Source organism: Phycisphaerae bacterium (genome assembly GCA_041652575.1).
Classification (GTDB): Bacteria; Planctomycetota; Phycisphaerae; order Sedimentisphaerales; family UBA12454; genus UBA12454.
In genome coordinates this window covers 269295-280948 of the sequence record JBAZHC010000003.1, presented here as the reverse complement: position 1 = coordinate 280948, position 11654 = coordinate 269295, and the positions used below count along the sequence as shown (strand labels likewise).

The following is an 11654-nucleotide window of genomic DNA, read 5'->3' as shown; positions in this document are numbered from 1 at the left end:
GCAGGCAGTGGTTCAATAATCATGATAGTCCCTTAATAAGAGCGACAAGGGGACTTGTGTTTTTGAAGTCGATGACAGCCGATGAATTATATAATACCTGCCGCAGATTGAAAAAACAGATTGAAGGTAGTTAGAAAGTTATTATTTGAAATTAGAAATATTTGTCGTCTAAATGTCGTCAATGTCCGGTCTGCTGTGATTGCCATACTATCCTGGGACTACTCTGAAACCAGTGCCAATCTATTTTTGGCTTATTTTGACCTGCTTATAATGCATCTAAACTGTGGTTTTATAAGGTTTTATAGTGAGAGGTCCTATATGTCATGCCTTCGGTTTCAGTTTCCATGTTAATCCAAGCAGTATTGTCGTAACAATTGCACAGCCGACTATAGTCCATAAGATGGCATTCCAACTGGCCTGGCAGCCGTAATGCCTGCCTAAATAATCCGCCATCCAGCCAAAACCTGTTGCCTGAACCGTTCTGCCAAGATACCCGAACAGTCCTATGAAACCGGCAGCGGTGCCGATAGCCTTCTTGTTTGTCAAATCCAATGCCATTATTACTATCAGGTTTATTACCGGATAAATCAAAAAGCCTACTAACACGAGCATTGATATATCAATCCAGAAATACCCGGCAGGATTTAGAATTATTCCGACAAAAGCCATCATAATAGGGAGCATACAAAGAACCGAAATCATACCTCGCCTGCCTCCGAGTTTATCGGATATCCAGCCCATAAGAATAGTTGAAGGTATTCCGCCGAATTCCAGAGCGAGAATTGCGATACCGCCGCCGCTCAATGTTACATTTTTAATCTCCCGCAGATATAAACAACCCCAGTCCAGCATGCTGTAGCGAACAATATATGCAAAAAAGTTGGCTATCGCCAGTATCCAGATGTACTTGTTTTTTAAAGCGTATTTTAAAAATAGTTCTTTGGTGTTCAGCTCTTGTTCATGGGTGCCATTCAGTTTTTCATCTTCAGTAAAATCATTCTTATATTCTTCAATAGTCGGCAGACCTACTGATTGAGGAGTATCTTTGAGTCTTACGAACAGATAAATTGCGCATATTAAGGCAATAAAGGCCGGGAAGTAAAAGGCATTTCGCCAGCCGAATGATACGGCCGCCTGTGCAGCCAATATACCGGCTATACCGCCGCCGATATTGTGGGATGTATTCCATATACTGAAAATTGTACCTCTTTCCCGCACGCTGAACCAATGTCCCATAGACCGTCCGCATGGCGGCCAGCCCATTCCCTGAAAGAAACCGTTTAATCCCCACAGAAACAAATGGATATTGTAATTGCTTAAACCGCCAAAGAGCAGATTGCAAACCGCAGTAAGAAGCAGTCCGAATGCCATAAATTTACGTGGATTGCTTCTGTCGGAAACAGACCCCATAAGAAATTTACCAAGACCGTATGTTATGGCAGATATTGCGAGTATATTGCCGATCATTGAGTGAGAATAGTGAAGGGCCTGTTCCATATCCTTCGCGACAACGGCAAGGTTGTTCCTGACAAGATAAAAAACACCATAGCCTATAAATGTCGATTCAAGTACATTCCACCGATACTTTGGATACTGCTGTTTAATTTGCTCGTCAGGCAAGCGAGGAATGTGAGGTGCTGGAGCAAAAAAACTGCGAATTCCTGAGATACTCATAACAGTCTCTTTCAAAAAAATTACAAAACATAATTAAGGACACACTAAGATATATTTCTTGCAGCTATAATATCAGCGTCTGTACCACAGATATTTTTCTTTATAACACTGCCTATCTGCACTGGCGACGAAACGGTAATATCGTTTAACTCCTTTATAACATTTCTTACCAGATTTTTCGATATCGCTTTGGAAGTCTTAACCGGCAAAAAAGCAATCGCCAGATTTGTTTTAACCGTTGTAGTAACCATCCTGCGAGGGTCATAAATCTCATCATTGGCATATTTAATGCCGACTTTACAGCTATTGTTTTTGACTGAAATAATCGAATTGTCATATTCAACATCCAGACAGCAGCCCATTGGGCAGGCTATACAAATCATTTCTTTGTGAGCCATATTTTCAAATTTCAAAATAAACAGTTATGGATTTGCAGCCGGTCGGCACATCATTCAACTGAACAGTTATCATTTCACTGGGAATCGCGCGAATAAGTTTTTTGGATTTCAGCACATCGCCTCTATCGCTGACCACCTTAATTTTGACATTTTTCATCGGAGCAACGGGCCTTAACTTCAAAATCGCATCACATTGAGGCTTTACAGTTGATGGAACAACATATCGAACCATATTGCCAGAATGAACAGGAATACATTTGTCCTGCGGCAGCTTATTTGCCAGATACATTGAAACTGCTTTTGCACAGGCAGAGGCCTCATCAGACACATAGTCCACAAGGTCATGAACGTGAAGCACATTACCGCAGGCAAAGATGCCGGGGACGTTTGTCATATAATCGCTGCTGACTATCGGTCCGGCAGTAGCAGCATTCAAGGAAACTCCGGCAGTAATTGAAAGTTCATTTTCCGGAATCAAACCGACCGACAACAGCAGAGTATCGCAGGATATTTTCATTTTCGGCGTGAGCCTGCCATCCGTTATTTCGGAAACATCGACAGATTCAACCCTTCTGCTGCCACAAATATTTGTTACGATGTGCGACGTATAAAGCGGTATGTCAAAATCATCGAGGCACTGCACGATATTTCTATCCAACCCGCCAGGGTAAGGTTGAATCTCCAGAACAGCTTTGACCTTTGCGCCTTCCAACGTGAGTCTTCTCGCCATAATAAGACCTATATCGCCTGAACCAACGATAACAAACTCATTGCCTGGCATATAGCCCTCAATATTGACTAATTTCTGCGCAAGACCGGCGGTGAATATACCGGCAGGTCTTGAGCCTGGGATGTTGATATTGCCGCGATTACGTTCCCGGCAACCCATGGCCAGAATTATCGCCTTGACCTTTACTTTCACAAGTCCGCTATCCTGCGAAAGGATTATAACTTCCTTAATATCATCTTTGCTGACAATATCGACAACACTGCTTGACAGAAGCATTTCCACATTTTGGCATTCGGCCATATCGATATATCTCTGGGCATATTCCGGGCCGGTAAGTTCTTCGCCAAAACGATGCAAACCGAAGCCGCTATGTATGCATTGGAATAAAATACCGCCGGCAAAATTCTGACGGTCAACGACAAGTACATCTTCGATACTGTTTTCTTTCAGCGAAACCGCAGCGGCCAATCCTGCCGCTCCTGCGCCTATAACTAAAACATCGACAGATTTCATTGATGTCCCTTGTCAATACGGTGCAAAATCAGTTCCGACCCAGGCCCCTTTTTTGTTATCTTCAAGATATCAATGCCGGCATGTTCGGAAATCAACTGCAATATCCTGCTGGTGCAAAATCCCCCCTGACATCGGCCCGAACAGGCTCTTGTGGCATATTTGATGGAATCTATCGTCGTATGCCCTCTATATATGGCATCAATTATTTCCGCTTCACTTACATTTTCACATCTGCACACAAGTTTACTATAGTTTTTATCCGACTGAATAAGTTTTCCCAGCGTATCATAATCTCTGTTTTCAACCAATGTTCGCGTTCTTATTTTAGCTTTTCTCTTTGGATTAAAATCAGGATTAAGTTCCATTCTTAAACCACAGGATAATATAATTCCGCATATCTTCTCGGCTATCGCCGGAGACGCCGTAAGGCCCGGCGACTGAATTCCTGCAGCATTTATAAAACCGGAAACCTCGGTTTTGTCGATAATAAAATCATTGCGTGAAGGCACCGGCCGCAAACCTGCAAAAGATGTTATAATATCTGACACACGAATGGCGGGCACCGTGTGACTGGTAAATGCAAATACCCTGTCAAGTCCCTCCTTTGTGGTCGAAAAATCTTCTTTGTCATCGATGTCATCTGCGGTCGGACCAATCATAACAGGACCATCAATCGTGGGAATAACAAGAATGCCTTTGGAATTTGTTTTAGGAGCAGGGAAAATAACACGTCTGACGAGTTTGCCGACACGCTTATCTAAAAGATATTCCTCACCTTTTCTCGGTGTTATTTTAAAATTGTTCATGCCGCACATAGCAGCTATCCGGTCTGCACAAAGACCGGCAGCATTAACCAGAAAACTGCTTTCTATGCTTCTGCCATCAGACGATTCAACACTAAAAAAATTGTTTGTTTTATGTATCCCTGCAACTTCAAAAGACAACAAAAGCTCTACACCATTTTTAACGGCATTTTCCACAAGTGCAAAACAGTATTCATAAGGTCCTATGATACCTGCCGTGGGAGCATATAGCGAGCCAAGAACATCAGGATTCAAATTCGGCTCAAGTTCCAGCGTACGCTCCCTGCCGAGAAGTTCCATATATCTAACCCCGTTTTGCTGTCCGTTTCGATAAAGCTTATAAAGCGTCTGCTGCTGCTCTTCATCGAACGCCACTACTAATTCGCCGCGTCTTTCAAATGGAAATTCAAGCTCGTCAGCCAACCTGTCGTATTCAGTGTTACCTCTGACGCACAGTTCCGCTTTTAATGAGCCCGGAGTGTCGTGAAAACCGGCATGTATAATGCCGGAGTTTGCCTTGCTTGTTCCGAATGAAACATCGACTTCCTTTTCAAGCAAAGCAACGGTTAATTTATATCGCGACAATCTTCTGGCGATAGATGCCCCCACAACTCCGGCGCCAATAATTGCTATATCATATTTTTTACTCATATCGCTGTGCCCAAACTGGGGTGCCAAACCAATATTTATCAATAAGCTGCTCAACAGAATCAACAATAACATCCGGTTTATGCGTAAATTTTTCAATGTCCGATATTTTGGAGACACCGCTTAGAACAAGCGCAGACTTCATTCCGAATTTATTGGCCATTAAAATATCCGTCGCGAGCCTGTCGCCGACAATAACGGTTTCATCGCTGCCAACATTAAACTGCTGCTGAGCAACCTGAAGTATCCATTTATAAGGTTTTCCCGCGATAGCTGTCGGCTGTACGCCTGAGCCGGCCAAAAGAGCGGCCAGCACCATCCCGGCATCAGGAATAGGGCCTGCTGATGAGGGACATACCGTATCAGGATGTGATGCAAAAAGCGGTACACCATTAGTCAAAAACCTGACTGCCTGTGTGAGTTTTTCAAAAGTGAGCTCCAAATCAAAACCGACAAGCACTGCGGATGGACTTTCGGCATCGTGATAATACTGATTTTCAGCCAGATATTTTTTAAATCTTTCTGTGCCGACTATGTACAGGTTCCGGCCGAGTTTAAATTCCTTCAGCATTAAAATAGTGGCTTGGCAGCTTGTAATTATGTTTTGCTTTACGGCGGGTAAACCAATTTTGCAGAGTTTATCCAGATAATCGTCCGGATTGACAGAACTGTTATTGGTCATAAAACCATAGTTTATGCCCGAATCGCTCAGCTTTAGCAAAAGCTCCTTCGTCCCATATATAAGCTTGCCGCTTATATATATTGTTCCATCAAGATCGAACAGTACCAATTTCGGAATCGATAACATAATATTTTACCATCTAATAGTTGTCTTTGCTGCATTATAATGGAATTAAATACGTTCAGATGTTTTTCCTCAGCAAATCCGGTTTGTTTGAAGTTATGCCATCAACTCTCATTTTTTTGACTTGCCTGGCGACTGGCAGATCATCTACTGTCCATGTATAAACTTTCATGCCTGCTTTGTGTGCTTTCTGAACAAATTCTTTACTCAACCCTGCCCAGTGAACATCTATTCCATCTAAATGGCGTTTTTTTGCGGTAGTAATTAGTTCCGAACTATGGAGTATCCATTTATCGGTTTTATCTTTTTCCGTCATCACAAGCCAGTACACCGGGATATCCGGCATCAGTATTTTAGCTTCTGCTATAATATCGATATTAAAACCAATTATTACAATCTGGTTTCGTTTGCCGCTCTTGTTGATTGCATCCTGCAGAAAAGGCAAAACTTCCCGGCCGCATTTTATTTCAACCAGTAATTTTTTGTCAGGAGGTATCGTGCCAATAACATCTGCCAAAAGCGGTATTCTTTCGCCTGAATATTTTGCATCCTTGAACGAACCTGCATCCAATGATGAAATTTCAGAATAATTTACATCGCTGATATTTACATCGACTCCGCATGTACGTTTGGTATTGCTGTCATGCATAACAACAATCTGATTATCAGCGGTTAAATGAATATCACATTCGGCAACCGGGGTTTTCATCTGCCAGGCAAGAAGAAATGCAGCCTTAGTGTTTTCAGGTGCTATCGCAGAAGCTCCGCGATGTGCTATTATCATGGGTTTACACCCCTGAGAGAAAAATAAAAATAAACCGACAATTAAAATACATTGCTTAAATATATTTCCAGGTATCATTGCTTTACCACAGTTATTTGTTAATTAATGGTTTTACAAGAGATGTCCAGAGCTGATATCCGGTTTCATTCATATGCAAACCGTCCGCTTTGAAAATATCTTTTCGCGGACTGCCGGATTCATCGAGCATAACTTTTGAGACATCGACAAAATATATATTCTTCTGATTCTGACAGTAATCGCTGATAAGTTTATTTGCCTGCTGCATTGTGGGCCAAAGTTTCCATCTGTCGATACTCGGCTTAATTGAAACGTAAATAATTCTCGTCTTCGGCAGGGCCTTTCTTGCAACAGAAACAAATGCCTTGAAATCCACAAGCATCATTTCCGGAGATTTGCCGTCAGCAGTATCATTATCGCCTGCGTAAAAAACTATAGTTTTGGGCTTATAAGGAATAATAATACGGTCGGCATAATAAACCGAATCACAGATAAATGAGCCGCCGAAACCACGATTTATGTTTTTTATATCACTAAACCATTTTTGAGTATCCCAGCCCCTAATACTGGAACTGCCAATAAACAGCACGGCATTTTGCGGAGGGGGATTATTACTATCAATCTGCTCAAATTTATGAATGTCAGCACTCCATCTGTCAGGACTTTTAACCTTTAATGAGTCTTCGTGAAGTTTTTTTTCTGACTCGCTAAGCTCATAACTGATTAAACAGCCCGCAGTGAAAACAATTAAAATTATTCCCGCCATTGTTGCGATATTAGCTGTAACACGTTTATTACTAAACATATACGCTCCTTAAATATTATTAATTTTGTGAGTTATTCGACTTTGCACAAGTATTTACGCGCATATATTACATAAATTTATTGATAAATTAAAGAACGAAATAAAATTTATATAAAATATTATATATTACCATAAGTATATATTGGTAATATCTTTATATTTAATCTAAATATTTATTTGTCTTTTTGTCGCTGATTTTTCAAGAAAAAACAATAAATTTATCATTGACAAAATCATTGAATAAGGGCATAATTTGGCTATGTAAGTACTTGCATTAGCCGTTTTTAATTTTGGAGAGAAGGTTTTGGCAATTGGAGTATCGAGCTTAAAAGATGTCGCTCAAGCGGCAAACGTGTCCGTCCCGACGGTATCACGAATTCTTAGAAAGAAAAACATTTCCAGGTTTTCCGAAGAAACGTGCAAAAAAGTCTGGGCGGCAGCAACTCAACTTCGCTATCGTCCCAATATGCTGGTCAAAGGTATTCAAACCGGACTCACTCATACTATAGGCGTTATGGTTCCTCCTTTTGATTCATATTGGTCTGCGATACTTTATGGCATTCATGATACATTGATTTCAGTTGATTATGTTCCGATTAATCTGTGGGTCAGGCATGGAGACAATTATTCGAGCAGCGGTCCGGTTGACGATTTAGAACAAATTCATCGTCTTATTGACCGTCGTATTGATGGCGTCATAATGTGGCCGCCAATCACTCCTGATTTTTATGCCCATAATGAAGAACTTGTTTCCCGAAACGTTCCAGTGATAACGATAGACCATGAGCTGCCTCTGCAATATGGAGCTGATTCTGTTACAACAAACGAAGAACACGGGGCGCAGCTTGTCGCAAAACATTTGCTCGATTTAGGCCATCGCCGAATCGCACATTTGGCGGATACAGGCCTTGATACTTTTAGCTGGGCACAGCGAAGACGCAGATTTTTCGAACAGCAGATAGCTGCTGTTCCGGGCGCATCCTGCTTTACTATTGAAAAAACAAAAAATGCTGATGGTCTTGAAATAGCTAAAAAAATTCTGACCTCAAATCCAAGACCTACAGCTGTTTACGCTGCAAACGACTTGCTTGCACGTTATGTTTATCTTGCGGCCGCGGAACTGAAAATAAGAATCCCTGAAGACATATCTGTAGTAGGTTTTGCGGACCTTGATTTTGCAGCTTTTACAATGCCGCCGTTAACGTCTGTAAAGCAAAACGGTTACGAAGTTGGCCGCAGGGCAGCCAAACTTTTGATTGACCGCATTAATGGCAAATTTGCTCAAAACGGCATTCAAAGCATAGTAATGAATTGTGAATTGGTTGTGCGAGGTTCCACCGCACCTGTACGGCCTGATTGACAAGAGTATAAAAAGCAGAAGATTGAAGAATATTGGCTTATAAGGAGGCAAGTTATGAAATTAGGATATTTAGTTCTTTCTGTTGTTTTGGTTTTGGCGGCTTGCAGTATTTCGCAGGCGGCAACCAAAGTTCTTGAATGGAAGTTTGAAGATAATCTTAATGATACAAGCGGCAGCGGTATCAATGGAACTGCGTACGGCACGCCGGTTTATACCGCAGGCGTAAGCGGGCAGGCTTTTAGTGCAGATGGTACGAATTCCTCGTACAAGACCGGCATAGACCCGAATATTTTGCCGGTTCTTGCGACTGATACATGGAGTACCAATATATGGGTATATCCGACGGTTGAACCGGGAAACTGGCGGATTTTGTGGTGTCTGGGAGCCAAACCGGATGCGTGGGATGGTTTTCCCGGTGGTACATCACGGGCGATTTATAACTCTACAGGTGACGGAAAGATAGTATTTACCGAAGGTCCGAAAGATGACAGCGGTGCAACTACCACTGGCGGAAAATACGTGTCAACTGGTATACCATTTGATGTTGGTCAATGGCAAATGATAACCACAACCTATGACGGCACACAAGTAAAAGTATATAAAAATGGCATGCTCGTTGGCGCAAGAGACATCCCAATGCTCAATGCCCCAGGCGAAGTTAGAGTGCCTACTTACCCGTGGACCGGTTTATACTTCTTTATCGGCAAAATCGACGAGTTTACTGTTTGGCGGGGCACTCTTACGCAGCAGGAAATTTTGGATTTGATTATTCCCGGTACTCTGCCGGAATATGTGCCGGTCGAAGAAAAGATTTATTACACTATGGATGACCTCGATTCAACAACGACAATATCCGACCATTCAGGCAACTCAAACACGGGTACACTTTATGGTTATACCTCTCCTATTGAGAATTGGCTTTTCCCAAGCCCCAAAGGCGCAGCACTGCTTTTCGATGGTGGACAGGCGATTTTTCCGCCGACCGGAGTGGACATTTCTCGCAATGCTCAATATTCTGTTGCATTCTGGTATAAATCAAGCTATCAGCCTTACTATACCGCTTTTTATTCCGAAAAAAGCCCCACGAGCGGAAACGGCAGTTCGTTTATAATCCGAGGCGATGCCGGTTTCGATGGAACTATTAAAGTCTACGGTAAAGACAGAGACTACAATGTACAATACATGCTCACTTATGACGCGTCGCCCTATATGCATAGTAATGCCTGGCATCATCTGGCCGTTACCGCTGATGGAAACGAAGCAAGATTGTATATAGATGGTGAAGCTATGGCAACGGCTCATATATCCTATACCGGCGGTAAAACCACTATGAACGCAGCCGTTGGATATTATTGGGATGAAGACGGTTTTCTTGGTGACTGGGATAGAACGTATATGGATGATTTCCACCTCTTTAGAGGAGTGCTGACACAGGAAGATATTCAGGCTTTGATGGCGTTAGGCAACCTTGATAATGACCTTGACGTTGATTTAATAGACCTTGGCGATATCGGAAGTCAGTGGCTTGAACCATCGGTTATCGACGTAAATATGACTGTCGATGATATGGAGGGTTCTCTGTCCGGCTGGTCGGTAGTTGTTGATGGTAACTTCACCGGCACAGGAACGATAAGCTCTGCTACAAACGCTTACGAAGGCAGCAAATCTCTAAGATGGGATTATGACCTGCCGGCACTTACGGGCGGAAATTATTCTGGTATTCGCTATGACCTTGGAACAAATAAAGATTTGAGTACATACAATCTAATGAGGCTTTATCTTTACAGGCATGCCGGCAATACTACTGAAGACAGATTGATGGTTATATTCCTCGACTCCTCGATGCAAAGCAAGGCAGAGGCATGGATAGAGGATGCTAACTGCGTTGTTAAACCTGTAAATCAGTGGAGCGAATGGCTGATTAATCTTGATGCTCAGTTAGAGGGCCCGGCCGGCGTAGGGTATGTAACTAAATCTCAATTAACCGCTATTCGTTATATAGTAATAGCCTGTGGCGGTTCGAAAGAAGAGGCTCGTACCGGAACAATTGATATTGACGAAATCAAACTCTTCGAGCTTCCTTTATGTTCGCCATACCTCACAGGCGATTTAAACTTTGATTGCAAGGTTAATTTCAGAGATTTCACGATTCTTGCCGAAGATTGGATGCTCGGAATAGATTAACGATATGAATAACCTGAGGGTCGGATTACTGACGACCGATCCTCAGGTTTAATTGAAGGAAGTTATAGATGAAAAGGACATATTTATGAAAACAAGAAAAGCCTTTACGCTTGTTGAGCTGCTGGTTGTTATATCTATCATAGCTCTCCTTGTCGGAGTCCTTCTGCCTGCGCTATCGAGAGCGAGAGAACAGGGTCGTATGATAGTATGCAGAACAAACGAAAAGAGTCTTGTGCTTGGCGCTTCACTCTGGTCGAACGACCATGACGGCTGGGCAATTGCCGGAGACTGGTTTAAGGATAAAGAGCCAAATAAACCGGGCGAGGATTGTGCAGGCGATAGTTCTCTTGGACCTTATATCGGTGCTGAAAGAGGGCGGAAAGGCAGTGTTAAAGTTTGTCCGACGGCGGTACATTCCAGCTTTTTTAGTACCGATCCGCATTTTCGTTCATCTTCCATAAAATATACTTATGCGGAGAATGGTTACCTTACCTATAATCTTTATGATGAAGTAAATGTCAGAAGTCGAAGTCCCGGCACACAGGGTATGGATACGAGGATTATGGGTTCCGGCAAATGGAAAGGACCAAGTCAAGTCCATTGGCTCGAGCGCGGCATGAACAAAATGGTGGACATAAGAATGCCGGCACAAACAGTGTATTTTATAGACCATGAGTATTATTTTGCCTGCGATTGGCAATTTAATCCGACCAAGACAATTGCGGAACTTACAGTGAATCATCCGGAATATAAATTCAAAACCCGCTGGCACTTTAAAAAACCAAAAAGTGATTATGGTGTTGGAAATATCGGATGGGTTGACGGACATGCAAGCGTGGAACCGAAAGATTTGGCAGACTATAATCCATCTGGCGCCAGTTTAGAGCAAAAGGAAAGATGGAGATATTATTTTTACGACCATTGATGGCTGA

General features: G+C 42.4%; 10 protein-coding genes. 3 read left to right on the top strand and 7 right to left on the bottom strand.

Annotation, left to right across the window (positions count from 1 at the left end):
- Nucleotides 1-321 precede the first annotated feature (321 nt).
- The 7 genes from WC496_04010 to WC496_03980 form a co-directional block, all read right to left on the bottom strand.
- Complete coding sequence (locus WC496_04010; GenBank protein ID MFA5292181.1) at nt 322-1674, bottom strand: MFS transporter; 1353 nt, start codon at nt 1672-1674, stop codon at nt 322-324.
- 44 nt (nt 1675-1718) lie between these two features.
- Entirely contained in the window at nt 1719-2072 is a 354-nt protein-coding gene (locus WC496_04005; GenBank protein ID MFA5292180.1) for a DUF1667 domain-containing protein, read from the bottom strand.
- Between the two features lie 4 nt (nt 2073-2076).
- Nucleotides 2077-3315 carry an FAD-dependent oxidoreductase gene (locus WC496_04000; GenBank protein MFA5292179.1) on the bottom strand — a complete coding sequence of 413 codons (1239 nt, stop codon included), beginning with the start codon at nt 3313-3315 and terminating at the stop codon, nt 2077-2079.
- The gene (locus WC496_03995) at nt 3312-4769 is read right to left on the bottom strand and encodes an NAD(P)/FAD-dependent oxidoreductase (GenBank protein MFA5292178.1); all 1458 of its coding nucleotides are present in this window, start codon (nt 4767-4769) and stop codon (nt 3312-3314) included. The genes WC496_04000 and WC496_03995 overlap by 4 nt, the downstream gene beginning before the upstream one ends.
- Nucleotides 4762-5574 carry an HAD-IIA family hydrolase gene (locus WC496_03990; protein ID MFA5292177.1) on the bottom strand — a complete coding sequence of 271 codons (813 nt, stop codon included), beginning with the start codon at nt 5572-5574 and terminating at the stop codon, nt 4762-4764. The genes WC496_03995 and WC496_03990 overlap by 8 nt, the downstream gene beginning before the upstream one ends.
- A gap of 55 nt (nt 5575-5629) precedes the next feature.
- Complete coding sequence (locus WC496_03985) at nt 5630-6355, bottom strand: glycerophosphodiester phosphodiesterase (GenBank protein ID MFA5292176.1); 726 nt, start codon at nt 6353-6355, stop codon at nt 5630-5632.
- A 91-nt stretch (nt 6356-6446) separates the two neighbouring features.
- Nucleotides 6447-7178: an SGNH/GDSL hydrolase family protein gene (locus WC496_03980; GenBank protein MFA5292175.1), complete on the bottom strand. Its 732-nt coding sequence runs from the start codon at nt 7176-7178 to the stop codon at nt 6447-6449.
- 304 nt (nt 7179-7482) lie between these two features.
- Here WC496_03980 and WC496_03975 point away from each other — a divergent pair, with 304 nt between their 5' ends.
- The 3 genes from WC496_03975 (at nt 7483) to WC496_03965 (ending at nt 11647) form a co-directional block, all read left to right on the top strand.
- A complete protein-coding gene (locus WC496_03975) occupies nt 7483-8538 on the top strand; it encodes a LacI family DNA-binding transcriptional regulator (protein MFA5292174.1) in 1056 nt (351 codons plus the stop codon).
- Nucleotides 8539-8592: 54 nt separating this feature from the next.
- A complete protein-coding gene (locus WC496_03970; GenBank protein MFA5292173.1) occupies nt 8593-10722 on the top strand; it encodes a LamG domain-containing protein in 2130 nt (709 codons plus the stop codon).
- A gap of 85 nt (nt 10723-10807) precedes the next feature.
- A complete protein-coding gene (locus tag WC496_03965) occupies nt 10808-11647 on the top strand; it encodes a type II secretion system protein (GenBank protein ID MFA5292172.1) in 840 nt (279 codons plus the stop codon).
- Nucleotides 11648-11654: the final 7 nt, after the last annotated feature.

Excerpts from the sequence above, each read along its gene's own strand:
- WC496_04010 (MFA5292181.1), bottom strand. The coding sequence starts at position 1,674 with ATGAGTATCTCAGGAATTCGCAGTTTTTTTGCTCCAGCACCTCACATT.
- WC496_04005 (MFA5292180.1), bottom strand. The coding sequence starts at position 2,072 with ATGGCTCACAAAGAAATGATTTGTATAGCCTGCCCAATGGGCTGCTGT.
- WC496_04000 (MFA5292179.1), bottom strand. The coding sequence starts at position 3,315 with ATGAAATCTGTCGATGTTTTAGTTATAGGCGCAGGAGCGGCAGGATTG.
- WC496_03995 (MFA5292178.1), bottom strand. The coding sequence starts at position 4,769 with ATGAGTAAAAAATATGATATAGCAATTATTGGCGCCGGAGTTGTGGGG.
- WC496_03990 (MFA5292177.1), bottom strand. The coding sequence starts at position 5,574 with ATGTTATCGATTCCGAAATTGGTACTGTTCGATCTTGATGGAACAATA.
- WC496_03985 (MFA5292176.1), bottom strand. The coding sequence starts at position 6,355 with ATGATAATAGCACATCGCGGAGCTTCTGCGATAGCACCTGAAAACACT.
- WC496_03980 (MFA5292175.1), bottom strand. The coding sequence starts at position 7,178 with ATGTTTAGTAATAAACGTGTTACAGCTAATATCGCAACAATGGCGGGA.
- WC496_03970 (MFA5292173.1), top strand. The coding sequence starts at position 8,593 with ATGAAATTAGGATATTTAGTTCTTTCTGTTGTTTTGGTTTTGGCGGCT.
- WC496_03965 (MFA5292172.1), top strand. The coding sequence starts at position 10,808 with ATGAAAACAAGAAAAGCCTTTACGCTTGTTGAGCTGCTGGTTGTTATA.